The organism is Mesorhizobium sp. M0904, assembly GCF_040319475.1.
Lineage (GTDB): Bacteria > Pseudomonadota > Alphaproteobacteria > Rhizobiales > Rhizobiaceae > Mesorhizobium.
The window spans coordinates 37,240-53,653 of sequence record NZ_JAMYOC010000018.1 but is presented as its reverse complement, the minus strand read 5'-3'; the positions used below and the strand labels follow the sequence as shown (position 1 = coordinate 53,653).

At 62.2% G+C, this 16,414-nt stretch carries 24 protein-coding genes; 15 read left to right on the top strand and 9 right to left on the bottom strand.

What is annotated here, in order from left to right; translation table 11 throughout:
• Window positions 1-399 precede the first annotated feature (399 nt).
• From NKH80_RS19625 to NKH80_RS19610, 4 genes are all read left to right on the top strand, one after another.
• The gene (locus tag NKH80_RS19625) at window positions 400-1,929 is read left to right on the top strand and encodes an ABC-F family ATP-binding cassette domain-containing protein (protein ID WP_352993018.1); all 1,530 of its coding nucleotides are present in this window, start codon (window positions 400-402) and stop codon (window positions 1,927-1,929) included.
• Window positions 1,930-2,033: 104 nt separating this feature from the next.
• On the top strand, window positions 2,034-2,207 hold the full coding sequence (locus NKH80_RS19620) for a hypothetical protein (protein WP_023719167.1): 174 nt from the start codon (window positions 2,034-2,036) through the stop codon (window positions 2,205-2,207).
• Between the two features lie 128 nt (window positions 2,208-2,335).
• Window positions 2,336-2,764, top strand: a complete 429-nt coding sequence (locus NKH80_RS19615; protein WP_352993098.1) for a VOC family protein — start codon at window positions 2,336-2,338, stop codon at window positions 2,762-2,764.
• Between the two features lie 78 nt (window positions 2,765-2,842).
• Complete coding sequence (locus tag NKH80_RS19610) at window positions 2,843-3,196, top strand: DUF1428 domain-containing protein (RefSeq protein ID WP_254819213.1); 354 nt, start codon at window positions 2,843-2,845, stop codon at window positions 3,194-3,196.
• Here the strand turns inward: NKH80_RS19610 and NKH80_RS19605 are convergent.
• The 3 genes from NKH80_RS19605 to NKH80_RS19595 form a co-directional block, all read right to left on the bottom strand.
• The gene (locus NKH80_RS19605) at window positions 3,183-4,838 is read right to left on the bottom strand and encodes a tetratricopeptide repeat-containing sulfotransferase family protein (RefSeq protein WP_352993016.1); all 1,656 of its coding nucleotides are present in this window, start codon (window positions 4,836-4,838) and stop codon (window positions 3,183-3,185) included. The genes NKH80_RS19610 and NKH80_RS19605 overlap by 14 nt on opposite strands.
• 183 nt (window positions 4,839-5,021) lie before the next feature.
• Window positions 5,022-5,288: a DUF1488 family protein gene (locus NKH80_RS19600; RefSeq protein WP_254819211.1), complete on the bottom strand. Its 267-nt coding sequence runs from the start codon at window positions 5,286-5,288 to the stop codon at window positions 5,022-5,024.
• Between the two features lie 10 nt (window positions 5,289-5,298).
• Complete coding sequence (locus tag NKH80_RS19595; protein WP_352477934.1) at window positions 5,299-5,481, bottom strand: hypothetical protein; 183 nt, start codon at window positions 5,479-5,481, stop codon at window positions 5,299-5,301.
• 336 nt (window positions 5,482-5,817) lie between these two features.
• On the opposite strand from NKH80_RS19595, the gene NKH80_RS19590 reads away from it, so the two are divergent.
• Genes NKH80_RS19590 through NKH80_RS19575 form a run of 4 tightly spaced genes read left to right on the top strand, consistent with a single transcriptional unit; the run spans window position 5,818 to window position 6,759 of the window.
• Entirely contained in the window at window positions 5,818-6,084 is a 267-nt protein-coding gene (locus NKH80_RS19590) for a hypothetical protein (protein WP_352993014.1), read from the top strand.
• The gene (locus tag NKH80_RS19585) at window positions 6,081-6,326 is read left to right on the top strand and encodes a hypothetical protein (RefSeq protein ID WP_254819208.1); all 246 of its coding nucleotides are present in this window, start codon (window positions 6,081-6,083) and stop codon (window positions 6,324-6,326) included. Before NKH80_RS19590 ends, NKH80_RS19585 begins: the two co-directional genes overlap by 4 nt.
• 38 nt (window positions 6,327-6,364) lie before the next feature.
• Complete coding sequence (locus NKH80_RS19580; protein ID WP_254819207.1) at window positions 6,365-6,502, top strand: hypothetical protein; 138 nt, start codon at window positions 6,365-6,367, stop codon at window positions 6,500-6,502.
• Window positions 6,503-6,534: 32 nt separating this feature from the next.
• On the top strand, window positions 6,535-6,759 hold the full coding sequence (locus NKH80_RS19575; protein ID WP_254819206.1) for a hypothetical protein: 225 nt from the start codon (window positions 6,535-6,537) through the stop codon (window positions 6,757-6,759).
• Between the two features lie 10 nt (window positions 6,760-6,769).
• Here the strand turns inward: NKH80_RS19575 and NKH80_RS19570 are convergent, their stop codons facing one another.
• A complete protein-coding gene (locus NKH80_RS19570; protein ID WP_352687865.1) occupies window positions 6,770-7,165 on the bottom strand; it encodes a Kazal-type serine protease inhibitor family protein in 396 nt (131 codons plus the stop codon).
• A 498-nt stretch (window positions 7,166-7,663) separates the two neighbouring features.
• On the opposite strand from NKH80_RS19570, the gene NKH80_RS19565 reads away from it, so the two are divergent.
• The 3 genes from NKH80_RS19565 to NKH80_RS19555 all read left to right on the top strand — a co-directional run bounded on the left by NKH80_RS19565 (window position 7,664) and on the right by NKH80_RS19555 (window position 8,917).
• Window positions 7,664-7,876 carry a cold-shock protein gene (locus NKH80_RS19565; protein WP_006202520.1) on the top strand — a complete coding sequence of 71 codons (213 nt, stop codon included), beginning with the start codon at window positions 7,664-7,666 and terminating at the stop codon, window positions 7,874-7,876.
• A gap of 224 nt (window positions 7,877-8,100) precedes the next feature.
• Complete coding sequence (locus NKH80_RS19560) at window positions 8,101-8,313, top strand: cold-shock protein (RefSeq protein ID WP_006202521.1); 213 nt, start codon at window positions 8,101-8,103, stop codon at window positions 8,311-8,313.
• A gap of 193 nt (window positions 8,314-8,506) precedes the next feature.
• Entirely contained in the window at window positions 8,507-8,917 is a 411-nt protein-coding gene (locus NKH80_RS19555) for a BA14K family protein (RefSeq protein ID WP_352879034.1), read from the top strand.
• 70 nt (window positions 8,918-8,987) lie between these two features.
• Here the strand turns inward: NKH80_RS19555 and NKH80_RS19550 are convergent, their stop codons facing one another.
• The 3 genes from NKH80_RS19550 to NKH80_RS19540 form a co-directional block, all read right to left on the bottom strand.
• Window positions 8,988-9,629 (bottom strand): MBL fold metallo-hydrolase, encoded by a 642-nt coding sequence (locus NKH80_RS19550; RefSeq protein WP_352687869.1) that lies wholly within the window; start codon window positions 9,627-9,629, stop codon window positions 8,988-8,990.
• 224 nt (window positions 9,630-9,853) lie between these two features.
• Window positions 9,854-10,165 carry a hypothetical protein gene (locus tag NKH80_RS19545; RefSeq protein ID WP_254819202.1) on the bottom strand — a complete coding sequence of 104 codons (312 nt, stop codon included), beginning with the start codon at window positions 10,163-10,165 and terminating at the stop codon, window positions 9,854-9,856.
• A 145-nt stretch (window positions 10,166-10,310) separates the two neighbouring features.
• Complete coding sequence (locus NKH80_RS19540; RefSeq protein ID WP_352879037.1) at window positions 10,311-11,204, bottom strand: branched-chain amino acid aminotransferase; 894 nt, start codon at window positions 11,202-11,204, stop codon at window positions 10,311-10,313.
• 244 nt (window positions 11,205-11,448) lie between these two features.
• On the opposite strand from NKH80_RS19540, the gene NKH80_RS19535 reads away from it, so the two are divergent.
• From NKH80_RS19535 to NKH80_RS19520, 4 genes are all read left to right on the top strand, one after another.
• Window positions 11,449-11,976: a MarR family winged helix-turn-helix transcriptional regulator gene (locus NKH80_RS19535; protein WP_023719182.1), complete on the top strand. Its 528-nt coding sequence runs from the start codon at window positions 11,449-11,451 to the stop codon at window positions 11,974-11,976.
• Window positions 11,963-12,682, top strand: a complete 720-nt coding sequence (locus NKH80_RS19530; RefSeq protein ID WP_023678415.1) for a response regulator — start codon at window positions 11,963-11,965, stop codon at window positions 12,680-12,682. The genes NKH80_RS19535 and NKH80_RS19530 overlap by 14 nt, the downstream gene beginning before the upstream one ends.
• Window positions 12,683-12,731: 49 nt before the next feature.
• Window positions 12,732-14,147, top strand: coding sequence for an ATP-binding protein (locus NKH80_RS19525; RefSeq protein WP_352993011.1), 1,416 nt, complete (start codon window positions 12,732-12,734; stop codon window positions 14,145-14,147).
• A 205-nt stretch (window positions 14,148-14,352) separates the two neighbouring features.
• Window positions 14,353-15,375 carry a glycosyltransferase family 4 protein gene (locus tag NKH80_RS19520; protein WP_352993009.1) on the top strand — a complete coding sequence of 341 codons (1,023 nt, stop codon included), beginning with the start codon at window positions 14,353-14,355 and terminating at the stop codon, window positions 15,373-15,375.
• A gap of 12 nt (window positions 15,376-15,387) precedes the next feature.
• Here the strand turns inward: NKH80_RS19520 and NKH80_RS19515 are convergent, their stop codons facing one another.
• Window positions 15,388-15,747, bottom strand: coding sequence for a tRNA-binding protein (locus tag NKH80_RS19515; protein ID WP_352737733.1), 360 nt, complete (start codon window positions 15,745-15,747; stop codon window positions 15,388-15,390).
• Window positions 15,748-15,753: 6 nt separating this feature from the next.
• The gene (locus tag NKH80_RS19510; RefSeq protein WP_023678420.1) at window positions 15,754-16,254 is read right to left on the bottom strand and encodes a type III secretion system chaperone family protein; all 501 of its coding nucleotides are present in this window, start codon (window positions 16,252-16,254) and stop codon (window positions 15,754-15,756) included.
• Window positions 16,255-16,414 lie beyond the last annotated feature (160 nt).

Here is a 16,414-nt window from a genome sequence, read left to right as displayed (position 1 = left end):
GAGACGGTTGAGGGTGTTGGACGGAGCGCCGTCGATGCCAAGCTGGAACACCCCTCATCCGACCGAGCTTCGCTCGGCCACCTTCTCCCACCAAGCAAGGGGAGAAGGGGGAGCCTAGCCACTTGCCATGGGCCCTACCCTTGGTGTAGCCAGTTTCTACAACTTGAACGTCTTGAAAGGAGGGCTGCGTGTTATTTTCTCACCACCGTCAGCGCGGCCCTGTCTCTGCCCTGCGAGCTTGCTTGCAGGGCTGATCAGAGACGGTCCGGGTTCTTCTTCCCGCTTCGATTTTTTTGGTCTGCCCTTCGTGGTGCTGCAACGCTGAGCCTGATTGCCAGCCTGCGCACCGTCAAAGTGCATTGAACCGGAGCTCACTCCGGCCAGACCAGAGAAATCGATATGGCCCTGATCAGCCTCAAGTCCCTCGGCGTCACCATGAGTGCGCCGCTCTTCTCCAACCTCGACCTCAGCATCGGCACCGGCGACCGGCTCGGCATCGTCGCCGCCAATGGTCGCGGCAAATCCACTTTGTTGAGGTGCCTGACAGGCGAGTTCGAAGCCACCACAGGCGACATCACCCGCACGCGTGGCCTGCGCGTCGGCTATGTCGAGCAAATCATCCCCGCAGCGCTCGCCGGGCGCAGCTTTCATGAAGTCGTGGCCGACGTCTTGCCGGCCGAGCAGGCCGAAAGCGAACAATGGCGCGTCGATGTGGTCCTCGATTCACTCGATGTGCCGCAGCCGATGCGCGAGCGGCCGATGCGAGCCTTGAGCGGTGGTTGGCAAAGGCTGGCGCTGATCGCCCGCGTCTGGGTCACCGACCCCGACGTCCTGCTTCTCGACGAGCCGACCAACCATCTCGACCTCGGCAAGATCAGCCAGCTCGAAACCTGGTTGAACGCGCTGTCGCGCGAGGTGCCGGTGGTGATCGCCAGCCATGACAGGGCGTTCCTCGACGCCACGACCAACCGCACGCTGTTCCTGCGTCCCGAACAATCGCCGGTGTTTTCGCTGCCCTATTCGCGGGCGAGGCTTGCGCTGGACGAGGTCGACGCCTCGACCGAACGCAAGTTCCAGCGCGACATGAAAGTGGCGCAGCAGCTGCGCCGGCAAGCGGCCAAGCTCAACAATATCGGCATCAATTCCGGCTGCGACCTTTTGACGGTCAAGACCAAGCAGCTCAACCAGCGGGCAGAGCGCCTGGAAGACGCGGCAGCGCCGGCGCACCGCGAAAGATCGGCGGGCACGATCAAGCTCGCCAATCGCGGCAGCCATGCCAAGGTGCTGATCACGCTCGACGATCTGGTGGTCGCAACGCCTGACGGCACGGTTCTGTTCGGCACCGGCAAGCGCCATATCTGCCAAGGCGACCGCATTGTCCTGCTCGGCCGTAACGGCGTCGGCAAATCACGGCTGATCGGCCTGATCCGGAACGCCATCGTCGAGCCGGAAACGGTGGCGCAAAGCCTGAAGGTGACGCCGTCGACGGTGCTCGGCTATAGCGACCAGGCGCTGTCGGGCATCGGCGGCGATGACACGCCGCTGGCGATGGTCGCGCGCAGATTCGATGTGGGTGAGCAGCGCGCCCGCTCGCTGCTGGCGGGCGCCGGCGTCAGCATCGACATGCAGGAGCGCAGGATCGGCGTGCTGTCCGGTGGGCAAAAGGCGCGGCTGATGATGCTGGCGCTGAGGCTCGCCAATCCCAATTTCTACCTGCTCGACGAGCCGACCAACCACCTCGACATCGACGGCCAGGAAGCGCTGGAAGCGGAATTGCTGGAACGTCAGGCGAGCTGCCTGCTCGCCTCGCACGACCGCTCCTTCATCCGCGCGGTTGGCAACCGCTTCTGGCTGATCGAGAAACGGCGGCTGACCGAGGCCGACAGCCCGGAGGAGTTCTTCCAGGAGGTTGCCGAAGCGGGCGGTTAAAAAATTGCGGAAAAAAATTCCGGCGCTCTGTCGGATGATGATCGCATGCCACGTCCTTGGGACGCCGACACGGTGATGCCGGCGCCAATCGAGGAGAAAGCATCATGTCTATTCTGTCATCCATAGGTCACGCCGTGACCCGTTACTCGGCGGCTCGCGCCCGTTATCGCAGCGAACGAGCCATCCTTTCATTGCCGATCGAGCTGCGCAAAGATATTGGCTGGCCGGAAATCGTCGTCGACGCGCAAAACAGCCCGCGGATTCGCATCGAAGGTTGAAAGGTGGCAGTTGGCCGTCGCGGCAGACGCCATTTCGAATCCAAAAAACCATCGGCCGTGTAGGATCGTCGCCGTTCCGTTCGTCCTGTGGTTCGCAAAGGCAAACCAGACGCAAAGAGGAGCATGACATGAATGACCAGCCGCAGACCCAGCCCGCCGCCAAAGTGCTTGGTGGATTGACGCCCTACCTTCAGCTGGACGGCGCTTTCAAAGCCGCAGAATTTTACCAAAAGGCCTTCGGTGCCGAGCAGGTTTTTGCCTATCCGCCGGATGAGCAGGGCCGCACCATGCATATCCATCTCCACATCAACGGTTCGACCCTGATGCTTTCCGACTTCTATCCCGAGCATGGAATGGCCGCTGTGAAGCCGCAGGGCTACACCATGCAGCTCCATCTCGGCAGCGATGACATCGACGCCTGGTGGAAGCGGGCCATCGAGGCGGGCTGCAAGGAAGTCATGCCATTGCAGGTGATGTTCTGGGGCGACCGCTGGGGCAATATGCGTGATCCGTTCGGCGTCGAATGGGCAATGAACGCAGCGGTGAAAGCAGCTTAACATCCAACACAGGCTGTGTCTGAAATCACCTCTCCCCGCTCTAAAGGGAGAGGAAAACGATCACATGGAGGAAGTCAGATGTCCTATGTCGACGGTTTCGTACTGGCCGTGCCCAAGGCAAATCTCGATGCCTACAAGAAAATGGCGCAGACGGCCGGCGCCGTCTGGAAGGAGCATGGCGCGTTGGCCTATGTCGAATGCATTGGCGACGACGTACCCTATGGCGAGCTCACCTCGTTCCCGCGCGCCGTGCAGGCCAAGGAAGACGAGGTCGTCGTCTTCTCCTGGGTCGTCTATGAATCCAGGCAGCATCGTGATGCGGTGATGGCCAAGGTGATGGCCGATCCGCGCCTCAAGCCGGACTGGGAGACCATGCCGTTCGACGGCAAGCGCATGATCTTTGGCGGTTTTCAGCCCTTCATCGAGCTGTAGGCGCCCCTCGATCAAGTTTATTGAGCAGCGGCTTCAGCCGGTCGCCATAGCGCTTCCACAGATCGACCGAGCCCTGATACATCGGCTGGCGCACTTGCGCGGCCGACGCGGTGCGCACCGGCCGGTCGGTCTGGTGAAACGACAGCACGGCGTCGTCCCATGGGAGGCCGAGATGGGCGATCAGCGCCCGCGACTGGCCTTCCTGGTCGGCGACGAAATCCTCGTAGCGAACGTCGTGCACGACATCAGGCAGCACGGCGTGCCAGTGCGCCATGATATCGGTGTAGAGGTTGTGGAAATCGGCGAGCTCGTCGAGATCGTAGCCGTAGCGATGGCTGTCGCCGCGAAAGTGCACCTTGTAGATCGACAGGCAGGTCGCCGCCGCATCGCGCGCGCAATGGATGATCTTGGCCTTCGGCAGCATCATATGGATGAAGCCGACCAAGAGGAAGTTGCCGGGCATCTTGTCTGTGACGTGCCGAAAACCTGGATAGCGGGCGCGCAGCATGTCGAGATACGCCTGGCCGGCCTCAGCATAGGCCTTGTCGGGCATGTCGGCGATGCCCCAGGGAAAGCCGCCCTTCATGCTGAGCGGAAACTGCTTACCGACCGCCGTCTTCAATATGCTGAGCTCGCCGGCGCCAAAGACCTGCGGATGGCTGGCGATGATCTGCTCGACCAGCGTGGTGCCGGATCGCGGCATGCCGACAACGAAGATCGGCGTGTCGTCGGCGATCCCGCCCGGCCTGTGTTTTTCAAAAAAGGTCTTGTCGAATACGGCCTTCATCGCCTCGAACTCGCCGCGCGTCTTGCCGGCGTCGTAGTCGATGCCCTGGCGGCGGATCGCGTTGCCTTCGGCGAAATAGTCGAAAGCGCGGCCATAATCCCTGAGGTCGTCGTTGGCCTTGCCGAGGCCGAAGGAAAGCTGCATGCGCGCCAGGCTGCCTTGCGGCGCCTTGGCGTGCTCCGCCTCCATACGGGCAAGCTCGGCGTCGCGCTCCTTCTGGCGCTTGACCTGGGTGAGCATCAGCCAGGCCCTGGCCATGCCGGGGTCCACGGCCAGCGCCTGCCTGAAAAGATCCGCAGCCTCGTCGAGATTGCCCTTTTCCATCAGCCCGACGCCCAGGCCGTGCAAAAGATCGGCATCCTTCGGCCGGATCGTCAGCGCCTCGCGAAAAACAGCCAGTGCTTCATCCAGCCGGCCCGCTTCCTGCAGCGTTTCGGCAAGCCCGACGCGGGCGCGGACATGGAACGGGTTGCGGCCGATCGTGCCGCGATAAATATCTTCGGCGCCTTCGAATTGGCCGAGCTGCTTCAGCGACGAGCCGAGATTGTCGCGCGCCGCCAACTGGTCCGGCCGAATCGCCACCACCTTGCGGAAGAGATCGGCGGCGGCCGCTACCCGGCCGAGGTCGCGCAGCACGGTGCCGAGATTGTTGAGGAAATCCGGATTGTTCGGCTGCAGACGCACCGATTGTTCGATCAGCGCCAGCCCCTCGGCGCTGCGCCCGGTCTGGTGCAGCAGAAGCCCGAGGAAATGCGCAGCAGCGGGGTGGTTGGCCTTTTGCGCCAGCACCTGACGGTAAAGCGCCTCGGCTTCCTGCCGGCGCCCCGCCTGGTGCAGCTGCAGCGCCCGCTGCACGTGCTGGTCGAGCCCCAGCGGCGGCTGTCCGCCTGAGCCGTAACGTGTGCCTGCCGGTTGTCTCGGATCTCTGTTGATGGGAAACCTGCCGTGTTGTCCGCCTGCCGCGATCTAGGCCATCGCTGCGGCACGTGCAAGAGCAGACGGCGGTCGCTACGAAGCAAACCTCCGAACCCGGGGAACTTACCGAAAGTCGGCCGGCGTCAGCACATACATGTTCTTGCGGCCGTGCGAGTAGGCTTCGCGCGCAATATCGTGGATCGACGAACGCTTGGCGTCGAAAGCACTGAGGAATTCGGCTTCGGCTCCGCTTGCAGCCGGGTTTACCGTCGAAAGTGCCGTAACCTCGATAAAGAACGGGACTTCGAACATGCCATCATGCCCGACGAAACGAACGCGCTTGGCTGCAGCGTCGTAGGACCGGCTGGGATTGGGAAAATTGAGTGTCATGGCTTGCGCGTCAAATCAGGCGGTTGCTTTCGGCAAGCTGGCGCGCCCGCCGCACCGTGCCGTCGGTGTCGGCAATCCTTCGCCTTGCCGCCTCGTCGCTTCTTATCGTGAGGCGCGGCGATATGACCTTTGTCGGCTTGACGACAGGATCGACTGCAACTGTCGGGACATTCGCTGTTCTTACGGAACTCATGACTCTATTCCCTTCATACCTAAATAAACACAAATGCCGGAGGAACTCTTCCGGAACTTCTCCAAACAATTTTTGAGATGCCCGGCACAGTATCATCGTTTCGCAAATAACCATAGAAAAGTAATTTTACGTTGGTAGCGGCAAAAAGCCGGAATCTTCTTGAATAAGCCGCATTTTCAGAATATTGGTATGGAACCGTTTTTGGGCCGTGCTTGGTCCCCTCGCGGCGTCAGGGGTTCTCGGCCCGCCAAAACTCATTCAAATCGCCGATACCCGATACCGCAATGCGGGCCCCGTTTTCAGGGCCAGGCCGGAAAGAAACTTCAAGGCACAAGAATGTCTGCCCGCACCACTCATTCCATCGCGCATTTCGCGGCACCTTTCGTGCTTGGCGGGCTAGATGGCGTGCAGCCGGCCGGCGACTATGACATCGACCACGACGAGGAACTGATCGACGGCATGTCGTGGCTTGCCTGGCGGCGCGTCGCCACTTTCATCCATCTGCCGTCAAGGACGGTGAAAAGCCCGACCAGCCAGCTTGTCGCCGTCGACCACGCCGAACTCGAAGCAGCGCTTCAGCACGATCAGGAGAATGCTACATGATCCGCTTCCAGCAGAGTGCGCGGCGCACGGATACGCCGTCGCATATCTTCACCGTCGGCCAGACCGTCCGCATGAAGAGCCGCATCGGCCTTGTCCAAAAGACCGCGGAGCTGTTCCAGATCAAGAGCCGGCTGCCGGTCAAGGACGGCTCGCCGCAATACCGCATCCGCAGCGAGCAGGAGACCTACGAGCGGGTCACCACGGAAGACAATCTCGAACCGGTCGACAACCCGGCCGGCTGAGCGATAGCACTCTTACCACCACGCACGAGGGATCAGAAATGGCCAAGGGTCAACAGCGAAGCAACCGCGAGACACGCAAGCCCAAGAAGGACAAGGTGGCTGCAAAGCCGGCCTCGCCATTCGGCTCGGCGGTCAAGCAGGCGGAGACCGGTACGAAACCCAAGTCCAAAGGCTAGGGTCGATCACAGACAATCTGCTGGAGGCGTGCTTGAATTTCGTCATCGAGTTCTACCGCTCGCGCGATGCCGACGAAGCGACACTCGACCGGGTGTCGTTGGAGGCGCCGAACCTGCGCGCCGCCCTGCAAGGCGCCGCCACGCTGCTTCACACGTTGATGATGCCGCAGATCCCCGATCGCCTGCGCATCTCCAACGAGGACGGCGCCGAGCTCTACGTCGGCCCCGCCGATGGTGCCTATCCGGACGAACAGTGAGGCCGGTGCGCTAGCACGGCCCATCATCGACGACCCTATAATCAGCCGCGCGGGCCTCGCATTCATTGGGGAACGTGCGCAGTTCGCCATGGCGACGGGCACAGACCGGGCGGTATTCGCGGGTACAGAATGTCTGCCCCCCGCCGCCACCACCGCGACGGCACTCGCCTTCACGGATGATGCGGTATCCGGCGCGTTCGGCAAGGCAGGCGTTGGCGAAGGTCTGGCGGTCGCCGCCGCGCCTGGCGCAGACCGGGTCATATTGCCTGGTGCAGAATTGCGGTCCCGGCCGTGGCGGGCGCGGCCCCGGCCCCTCATCGACCACGACGGTGCAGGCCGCGAGAATTGCCGACAGGAACAGGATGGAAAAACCCTGCCGCGAGAAGATTGCCGCAAGAAACCGCATGAATGTTCCCTCCCTCGAAGCTCGTGCCTGCACAAATGGTGCCTGCGTCCGGCCGATCCTCGTCATTCCGCCGCCAAATGCAACCCCTGTTTGCAACGGGCGGCATGGCCAACCAAGGCGGTATGCCGGCGCAAAGGCAAAACAGCACCGGCCCTGCTTGCTGGACCATGCCTGGGCTGCGTCTGGCCGATGACCGCGCGGAGAACCGGGACTATCGGTGCGATGCGTCGGGATGCGCCTGTTGGGCCGCCCGCGGCTCTATCTTGCAAGCATCACGTTTCCGTGCGATAAATTTTGTGTTCGGGCATTTGCGACCCGGAGAGCGGAACGTTTTGGACGACCTTTCCCCGATACTGTGAATCTCTGACAGCCCCGTTTTCGGCGGGGGGTTTTACCATGCGCCAATGCATGACTGCCGAAGCAACCACCGGGACTTGCCCACGGCGCCAGGCGGCGGGCGGAACCACCAAGACTGACACGGGTGAAGGAGTTTCCCCAATGGCCCAGACCGGCACCGTTAAATTCTTCAACGCTACCAAAGGCTTCGGCTTTATCACGCCCGATGGCGGCGCCAAGGATGTGTTCGTCCACATCTCGGCGATCGAGGCTTCCGGGCTGCGCACGCTCGTCGACGGTCAGAAGGTCACCTTCGATGTCGAGCCCGACCGTATGGGCAAGGGTCCGAAAGCGGTCAATCTCCGCGCCGCCTGAACGGCGGCGTGCCGCGCGTCCTTTCGGGTGTGAGGATGCTGCAAGGCTTTGGTGTGACGTGAATTTTATAAAGGCGCGGCGGTTTTCGTCGCGCCTTTTGTGTTCTGGGATGCTTGCCGGCACCGCAAAACTTTCTCTTGCCGATGGCACTAAAATAAAGGACAAATTTCCGTCCGGGCATTTGCCGGCCCGAGACTGGACTTGTGGGATCAAAGGAGCTTCCCATGCCGCAGACCGGCACCGTCAAATTCTTCAATCACGCCAAGGGCTTCGGCTTCATCACGCCGGACGACGGGGCAAAGGATGTCTTCGTCCATATTTCGGCCGTGCAGGCGTCGGGTCTTCCCGGTCTTGAGGATGGGCAGAAAGTGACATTCGACACCGAGCCGGACAAGCGCGGCAAGGGTCCGAAAGCCGTCAACCTGTCGATCGGCTGAACCGGCCCTGAACAGAATGGACGTGGGCCGGTCTGGCCTGCGGTGTTTGCCGCACGCTTGAATCGCCCGGTTGGATGAACCCGCCTGGCCAAATTTCGTTCAGCCCCCGTTCAGCCACGGTCCCATATTAATCTTCGTTAAAGCCGGACCGCATCCCCCGAAAACGACCCGGGCCGGCACGAAGGAGACCGACATGAACCGAATTTTCAAGACTGCCATCCTGTCCGCCGCGGTCGTTGCGACCACGCTTGCGACCTTGCCCGCGGCCAGTGCCGATGAATGGCACCATCACCGCCGGCACCACGGCAACGGCGACGCCGTTGCGGCAGGCGTGCTCGGCCTTGCGGCCGGTGCCCTGATCGGCGGTGCGCTCGCCAGCCCGCAGCCCCGCTATTACGACCCGGCCTATGATGATGAATACTACCGGCCTGCCCCGGTGCGCCGTTATTACGTGCAGCCGCGAGTGGCCTATGCCGAAAGCTATGCGGAGCCCTGGACCCGCGGCTGGTACGAATACTGCTCGGACCGCTACCGGAGCTTCAACGCGCGTACCGGCACGTTCACAGGCTATGACGGCGAACAGCATTTCTGCACCGCCAATTAACGGAGGCAGTTTCCTGCCGGAAAAAAGCGCGGTCGCACAGGCCGCGCTTTTTTGTTTCCGGCAAGCGGCTTCAGATCAGGAACGGATTGCTCCGCCGCTCCTCCCCAAAACGGCCGCCGGGACCGTGGCCGCAGATGAAGCCGATGTCGTCGCCCAACGGCAAAAGCTTCTCCTTGATCGAGGCGATCAGCGCGGCGTGGTCGCCGCCCGGCAGGTCGGTGCGGCCGACCGAACCGCGGAACAGCACGTCGCCGACATGCGCGAACTTCGCCGCCCGGTCATAGTAGACGACGTGGCCCGGTGCGTGGCCCGGACAATGGAGCACCTCGAACACGTGTGAGCCGAACGAAACGGTCTCGCCTTCGGCAAGGAACCGGTCGGGGACACAGTTGCGCACGGGATCGGTGATGCCGTAGCGCTTCGCCTGGTTCTCGAGATTGGCGAGCAGCGGCCGGTCGGCGGCATGCGGGCCGATGATCTCGATACCGAGCGCCTCCTTCAGCTCCATGGCCCCGCCGGCATGGTCGATATGGCCATGCGTGATCCAGATCGCGCCGGCAGTGATTGCATTGTCCTCGAGCGCCGCCAGCACCTTGTCGATGTCGCCGCCCGGATCGACGACAACGCCTTGCCTGTCGTCCATGTCGAAGAGAATGGTGCAGTTCTGCTGGAACGGCGTGACCGGCACGATGCCGGCGTTGAGCTGACCCATATTCGTCCTTTCACGCGGTCGGAGCGCTGCGCGCCCCCTCGAACGCGTCAGGAAAGCCCTAACCTTACCCTGATGTAGAGACACACGCGAACGGCGTCCACCGCTCCACAAACGGCAAACGGCAAACGGCAAACGGAAAAACGCAAAACGGAAAACGGAAAACGGAAAACGGAAAACGAAATGGGCGGCCGAAGCCGCCCATTTAAACCCTGAAACGTCAAAGCTTATTTCTTCATCGCGTTCATGACCGCACCGATGATGCCGGTCAGGATGGCGCCGCCGCCGGCACCGCCAACGATATTTGAAATGTTCAACGCGCTGCCTGCCCCTGCCGCCGTGGCCGCGGCTGTCGGATCGACCGCACCACCCAGCAGACTGTTGAGGATGGCCGCACCGCCGACGCCGCCAACAGCGCCGCCAAGGATTTTGGTAAGCTGCCCCATCGCCGCCGTCTTGATAGCCGCGCCAACCGCCTGACCACCGATGATACCCGTAATCACCTGAATAATGATCGGAAGAAGCGTGTTCATATCCATATTTCCAGTCCCTCCATAGCTGCCAGCCTCCCGGGCCGACCCCATCATGAGACGCCGAATTGTGTGAAAGTCAAATGCAGAAGCGCTTAAATAAAAAGGGCGGCCCGAAAACCGCCCTTACTAGTTAAAAAAGCTGTGACTTTCGTTATTCTGCTGCGATTGCGTGCTTCGGCTGAACGGCCGCAGAATAGTCATTCATCAGCGTCTTGGCGATTTCGCCGACCTCGAATCGGTATGGACCGATCTCCGAAACCGGCGTCACCTCGGCTGCCGTCCCGGTGAGGAAGCACTGCTGGAAGCCTTCAAGCTCTTCCGGCATGATGGCGCGCTCGATCACCTCCAAACCGCGGTCCTTGGCAAGGCCGATGACCGTGCGGCGGGTGATGCCGTCGAGGAAGCAATCGGGCTTGGGCGTATAGATCTTGCCGTCCTTGACGAAGAAGATGTTGGCGCCTGTCGCTTCCGCCACCTGGCCCCGCCAGTCGAGCATCATAGCGTCGGCATAGCCCTTGGCCTCGGCGGCATGCTTGGACATGGTGCAGATCATATAGAGGCCGGCCGCCTTCGATTTCGACGGTGCGGTGCGCGGGTCGGGGCGGCGCCATTCGGCCATGTCGAGGCGGATGCCCTTGAGCTTCTGCGCCGGGTCGAAATAGCTCGGCCACTGCCAGATGGCGATGGCGCAGTTGATCCGACTGTTCTGTGCGGAAACGCCCATCTGTTCGCTGCCGCGCCACGCGATCGGCCGGACATAGGCGTCCTGGAAACCTTGCTTCTTCAACAGCGTACGGCAGGCGTCGTCGATCTCGGCGACCGAGTAGGGTATCTTGAAGCCAAGCAGGCGCGCCGATTCATGCAGGCGTTCGGTGTGGTCGGTCAGCTTGAAAATTTCGCCCCCATAAGCGCGCTCGCCCTCGAATACCGCGCTGGCGTAGTGCAGCCCGTGGGTCAAGACGTGGATCTTGGCGTCGGCCCATTTGACGAATTCGCCGTTCATCCAGATAAAGCCGTCCAGTTGGTCGAAGGGAACGGATGCCATGGTAACCTCCCGCGGGCGGCAGCCCGCACAGTGTCGTTGCGTGTTTCGCCTCGGCCGCTGCGGACGGCCATTGTCTCAAAGCGTAGGCGGATATTTAAGGTCTGGCAAACTCAGGAAGTTCCGGAAAAAACGGCTTCGCTTGCCTTTTCGTTCGCAATCCGCCGAAAAGCTTGCCAAAAATTACCATCGCGCGGAAAATACGTCAATAGTGCTGACATAATTTCCTGCTTCACACGGAGAAAAGATGACGAGCCACGCAGCCGCGGAGCCGATCAGGACGGCGATCACCGACGAGGACGGCATCGATTTCGCCATCATCGAGTTGTTCTTCTTCGCCTATCGCGACTTTACCTCCGATCCGGACCAGATCCTGGCCGATTACGGTTTTGGCCGCGCCCATCATCGGGTGTTGCATTTCGTCAATCGCCGGCCCGGCCTGACGGTCGCCGAGCTCCTCGACGTGCTCAAGATCACCAAGCAGAGCCTGGCGCGCGTGCTCAAGCAACTGATTGACACCGACCATATCGTGCAATTGCAGGGCCCCCGCGACCGCCGCCAGCGCGAGCTTTATCCGACGGCCAAGGGCCGTGCGCTGGCGCTGGCGCTGGCGCGGCCACAGTCGCGCCGCATCCATGCTGCATTGGAAGATTCCGGAGCCACCGAACGCGCCGTTATCGAACGGTTCCTTGAAGCGATGGTCAATCCGGAACTAAGGGCGCAGATCGACATTGTGCCCGCAAAGATGTCAGGGAAAAGCCATGGAGACCATTGAGAGGGTTGATCATCCGACAGCACCGGAAGACGACGCGCCGCATCTGCTGGTGGTCGACGACGACACCCGAATCCGCAATCTTCTGAAACAGTATCTGACCGAAAACGGTTTTCGCGTCACCGTCGCCGGAAATTCCGGCGAGGCGCGGCGCAAGCTCGCCGGCCTCGACTTCGATCTGATCGTGCTCGACGTCATGATGCCGGGTGAAAGCGGCGTCGATCTCACCAAGGCGCTGCGGGCGGAGAAAAACGTACCGATCCTGATGCTCACCGCACTGTCCGAAACCGACAGCCGGATCACCGGGCTCGAGGCCGGCGCCGACGACTATCTGCCTAAACCGTTCGACCCGCGTGAGCTGATCCTGCGTATCAACAATATCCTGCGCCGCGGCGGCCCCGCGACGACGCCCAAGGTCGAACAGCTGGTCTTCGGTCCCTATACGTTCCAGATCGCCAGGCGTGAGCTGAAGCGCGGCGGAGAGGCGCTCAAGCTGACCGACCGCGAGCAGGAAATCCTGGCGATCTTCGCTGCCCGTGCCGGCGAGACGATACCGCGGCATGAGCTTGTCGGCGACGAATCCGAGGTCGGCGAGCGCACGATCGACGTCCAGATCAACCGGCTGCGCCGCAAGATCGAACGCGATCCGTCCAATCCGGTCTGGCTGCAGACCGTGCGCGGTATTGGGTATCGGCTCAGCGTGGAATAGAATGCCGCCGACAGCGGACCTTGCCGTGTCCCGGTGAGCGAAAAGACGAATGGCGACCACGCACCTCGAACGGCCGGGAGATGGCGGCTTCAGCGCCCGCGCGACGCGGGCGCTGAAGGCCGTGCCGCGCGCCTGGAACCGTTTCTGGCGCCTGGTGTCGCTTTACATGCCGAAGCGGCTCTATGCCCGCTCGCTGATCATCGTCATAGCGCCAATGATCATGCTGCAGTCGGTCGTCGCCTTTGTCTTCATGGAGCGCCATTGGCAGACCGTGACGCAACGCCTGTCACAGGCCACGGTGCGCGACATCGCCGCCATCATCGACCTGATAGAGACCTATCCGCATGACGCCGACTACGCGAACATCATCCGCATCGCCCAGGATCGCATGCAGCTGAAGGTCGACCTCCTCCCCCCCGACCCGCTGCCGCCACCCGGGCCAAAGCCGTTCTTCTCGATCCTCGACGAGATCCTTTCGTCCGAGATCACCCGCCAGATCAACCGTCCGTTCTGGATCGATACGGTCGGCAATTCCAATATCGTCGAGGTCCGCGTCCAGCTTGAGAACAAGGTGCTGCGGGTCTTCGTGCGCCGCAGCCAGGCCTATGCGTCGAACACCCATATTTTCCTGATCTGGATGGTCGGCACCTCGCTGGTGCTGCTGATGATCGCCATTCCCTTCCTGCGCAACCAGATCCGGCCGATTCTGACGCTGGCCGAGGCGGCCGAGAGCTTTGGCAAAGGCCGGCCGATGCCGCGCGATTTTCGCCCGCGCGGCGCCGAGGAAGTCCGCCGCGCCGGCTTTGCCTTCATCCAGATGCGCGAACGCATCGAACGCCAGCTCGAGCAGCGCACCGCCATGCTGAGCGGCGTCAGCCACGATCTGAGGACCATCCTCACCCGCTTCAAGCTGCAATTGGCACTGGCCGGGACCAAGGCGGCCGACACCCAGGCACTCGACCAGGACATCGACGACATGCAGTCGATGCTGGAAGGTTACCTTGCCTTTGCACGCGGCGAAGCATCGGAAGATGCCGGCCGGTTCGACCTCGAAGCCTTCTTCGACAAGCTTCGCGAGGAAGCCGCGCTCCGCAAGCGCAAGCTGTCGACCGTACTTACCGGCGATCCGCACGTCCACGTGCGCCCCAATGCCTTTGCCCGGCTGCTCTCCAATGTCGTCGGCAATGCATTCCGCTATGCCAAGACGGTGGAGATCAACGCCAATCATGGACGCGGTTCGCTGCTCGTCACCATCGACGACGACGGTCCGGGCATTCCGCCCGAAAAGCGGGAGGATGTATTCAAGCCGTTCGTGCGGCTCGACGAGGCCCGCAACCTCGACGCCAGCGGCACCGGCCTTGGCCTCTCCATCGCACGCGACATTGCCCGCAGCCATGGCGGCGACATCGTCCTCGAACGCAGCCCGCTCGGCGGCTTGCGGGCGGTGATCAAGGTTCCGGCTTGACGGCAGCGAGACCCGGCCTTCATTCGCCCGTCATGAAACCATGGTGAAGAGCGCCAATGAAGCGCGCGATCCTGATTGATTCGGCCCTGCGGCCTCATTTCGACCCCGCGCCTGCCCGGGTGCGCCGGTGCGACGCCAGAGCTGCGGCGTGGTCGCCGCTCAGGCATCGCGGCAAGCCAATCAAGCTTGCCGCCAAGGGACCGCCATGCGCATCCTGATGGTCACCGACGCCTGGCGCCCGCAAGTCAACGGCGTCGTCCACACGCTGGAGCGCCTCTCGGAGACCCTGAAATCCTTCGATGTCGAGACGGATTTCCTGACGCCCAACATCTTTCGCACCCTGCCTCTGCCGACCTATCCCGATATCAGGCTGGCGCTGACGACGCCGCACCGCGTGGCGCGGCTGATCGAGGCGCGCAAGGTGGACCACGTTCATATCGTCACCGAAGGACCGCTCGGCATTATGGCCCGGCGCTACTGCCGCAACGCCGGCCGCCCGTTCACGACCAGCTATCACACACGTTTTCCGGAATATCTGAGCGCACGCCTGCCGGTGCCTGAAGCATGGGCCTATCGCTGGCTGCGCGATTTCCATAATTCAGGACAGGGCACGCTGGTCGCCACCCAGTCGCTTGCCGACGATCTTGCGGCGCGCGGCTTCACCAAGCTCCGGCCGTGGACGCGCGGCGTCGACACCGATCATTTTCGGCCGGATAAAAGAAAGGACCTGGGATTTCCCGGACCGATCTTCCTCTGCGTCGGCCGCGTCGCGATCGAAAAGAACCTGCCGGCCTTTCTCGACCTCGACCTGCCGGGCAGCAAGGTGGTCGTAGGCGAAGGGCCGGAATTGGCGAAGCTGAAGGCCAGATATCCCGATACCCATTTCCTCGGCCATCGTCCGAATGACGAGCTGGCCGAGATCTACGCCTCGGCCGATGCCTTCGTCTTCCCCAGCCGCACCGACACATTCGGCAACGTCATCATCGAGGCGCTGGCCAGTGGCACGCCGGTCGCAGCCTATCCCGTCACCGGACCGATCGACATCGTCGGAGACGGCATCGGCGGCGCGGTATCGGACGACCTGCGGCAAGCAGCGCTCGCCGCCCTTCACGTCGACCGCGCCGAGGCGCGGCAACGCGCGATGCGCTACAGCTGGAAGGCCTGCGCGGAAATGTTCATGGAAACGGTTGAAGAGGCGCTGGGCACCACGCGTAAACTGGCTGCGTGAGCAACAGCGCAGCTAGAACAACCTGCCTCCGTCCGGCACCTTGCGCTCGATCGCGCCAAGCACGACGGCGCCCTCTTCATCGGGAAAGCCTAGCGTCAGCACTTCCGACATGAATGGCCCGATCTGGCGCGGCGGGAAATTGACTACAGCGAACACCTGCCGGCCGATCAGGGTTTCGGGCGTATAGTATTTTGTGATCTGGGCCGAGGATTTCTTCACCCCGATCTCGGGACCAAAATCGATTTTCAACTTAATCGCCGGCTTGCGCGCCTCGGGAAAAGGCTCGGCCTCTACGATCGTGCCGGCGCGGATGTCGATACGGTCGAAATTGGCAAAGCTGATCTCGGGTTTTCGCGTGTTGCTCGAACTCATCGACGGTCAGGCGTTTCCGTAGGTTTCGAACAGCACGCCGGCCAACGCATCCTTGGCCGAAGTCCCCGACCAGACGACGAACTGGAACGCCTGGAAATAGCATTCGCAGGCTTCCAGCGCCGACGACAGCAGCACCTCGACCTGCTGGCTTGACGGCTCGACCCCACCGGCCAGCAGCAGCGACTGGCGGAACATGATGGCGCCTTCCTGCTCCCAGAGATCGAAATGGCCAAACAGCATCTGCTCGTTGATCAGCGAAAGCAGCCGCATCACCTCGAGCGCGCGCGCCTCCGGGACTTTGATGTCGAAGGCGCAGGCCAGGTGCAGCGCCTCGTAGTCCTCCATCCAGGAGAATGAAACGTGGTAGTCGGTCCAGCTCCCGGCAACCGAAATCGAGATCTCGTCGTCGCCGGCCCGTTCGAAGGACCAGTCGTTGTTGTGCGCCACCTGCTCGATAACATCCACCGGATGGATTTCGCGGGAGAATTCGAGTTCGAGAAGTTCCATGAAATGCTTCCTGTCGTTCTGGGAGCGCCACCACACGCTCCGCGGGAGAGGCACACTCGAACAATTCTGCCTAGAACTCGGACGGCCAGGACTTCGTCAACGCAAAGACCCCGGACCGGACCCCACCGCCCGGCGCATGACCCTGCTCCGAATCATGCAA

What these genes read in the sequence shown, in the direction of transcription:
- NKH80_RS19625 (WP_352993018.1), top strand. Translation starts at nt 400, where the DNA reads ATGGCCCTGATCAGCCTCAAGTCCCTCGGCGTCACCATGAGTGCGCCG.
- NKH80_RS19620 (WP_023719167.1), top strand. Translation starts at nt 2,034, where the DNA reads ATGTCTATTCTGTCATCCATAGGTCACGCCGTGACCCGTTACTCGGCG.
- NKH80_RS19615 (WP_352993098.1), top strand. Translation starts at nt 2,336, where the DNA reads ATGAATGACCAGCCGCAGACCCAGCCCGCCGCCAAAGTGCTTGGTGGA.
- NKH80_RS19610 (WP_254819213.1), top strand. Translation starts at nt 2,843, where the DNA reads ATGTCCTATGTCGACGGTTTCGTACTGGCCGTGCCCAAGGCAAATCTC.
- NKH80_RS19600 (WP_254819211.1), bottom strand. Translation starts at nt 5,288, where the DNA reads ATGACACTCAATTTTCCCAATCCCAGCCGGTCCTACGACGCTGCAGCC.
- NKH80_RS19595 (WP_352477934.1), bottom strand. Translation starts at nt 5,481, where the DNA reads ATGAGTTCCGTAAGAACAGCGAATGTCCCGACAGTTGCAGTCGATCCT.
- NKH80_RS19590 (WP_352993014.1), top strand. Translation starts at nt 5,818, where the DNA reads ATGTCTGCCCGCACCACTCATTCCATCGCGCATTTCGCGGCACCTTTC.
- NKH80_RS19585 (WP_254819208.1), top strand. Translation starts at nt 6,081, where the DNA reads ATGATCCGCTTCCAGCAGAGTGCGCGGCGCACGGATACGCCGTCGCAT.
- NKH80_RS19580 (WP_254819207.1), top strand. Translation starts at nt 6,365, where the DNA reads ATGGCCAAGGGTCAACAGCGAAGCAACCGCGAGACACGCAAGCCCAAG.
- NKH80_RS19570 (WP_352687865.1), bottom strand. Translation starts at nt 7,165, where the DNA reads ATGCGGTTTCTTGCGGCAATCTTCTCGCGGCAGGGTTTTTCCATCCTG.
- NKH80_RS19565 (WP_006202520.1), top strand. Translation starts at nt 7,664, where the DNA reads ATGGCCCAGACCGGCACCGTTAAATTCTTCAACGCTACCAAAGGCTTC.
- NKH80_RS19560 (WP_006202521.1), top strand. Translation starts at nt 8,101, where the DNA reads ATGCCGCAGACCGGCACCGTCAAATTCTTCAATCACGCCAAGGGCTTC.
- NKH80_RS19555 (WP_352879034.1), top strand. Translation starts at nt 8,507, where the DNA reads ATGAACCGAATTTTCAAGACTGCCATCCTGTCCGCCGCGGTCGTTGCG.
- NKH80_RS19550 (WP_352687869.1), bottom strand. Translation starts at nt 9,629, where the DNA reads ATGGGTCAGCTCAACGCCGGCATCGTGCCGGTCACGCCGTTCCAGCAG.
- NKH80_RS19545 (WP_254819202.1), bottom strand. Translation starts at nt 10,165, where the DNA reads ATGGATATGAACACGCTTCTTCCGATCATTATTCAGGTGATTACGGGT.
- NKH80_RS19540 (WP_352879037.1), bottom strand. Translation starts at nt 11,204, where the DNA reads ATGGCATCCGTTCCCTTCGACCAACTGGACGGCTTTATCTGGATGAAC.
- NKH80_RS19535 (WP_023719182.1), top strand. Translation starts at nt 11,449, where the DNA reads ATGACGAGCCACGCAGCCGCGGAGCCGATCAGGACGGCGATCACCGAC.
- NKH80_RS19530 (WP_023678415.1), top strand. Translation starts at nt 11,963, where the DNA reads ATGGAGACCATTGAGAGGGTTGATCATCCGACAGCACCGGAAGACGAC.
- NKH80_RS19525 (WP_352993011.1), top strand. Translation starts at nt 12,732, where the DNA reads ATGGCGACCACGCACCTCGAACGGCCGGGAGATGGCGGCTTCAGCGCC.
- NKH80_RS19520 (WP_352993009.1), top strand. Translation starts at nt 14,353, where the DNA reads ATGCGCATCCTGATGGTCACCGACGCCTGGCGCCCGCAAGTCAACGGC.
- NKH80_RS19515 (WP_352737733.1), bottom strand. Translation starts at nt 15,747, where the DNA reads ATGAGTTCGAGCAACACGCGAAAACCCGAGATCAGCTTTGCCAATTTC.
- NKH80_RS19510 (WP_023678420.1), bottom strand. Translation starts at nt 16,254, where the DNA reads ATGGAACTTCTCGAACTCGAATTCTCCCGCGAAATCCATCCGGTGGAT.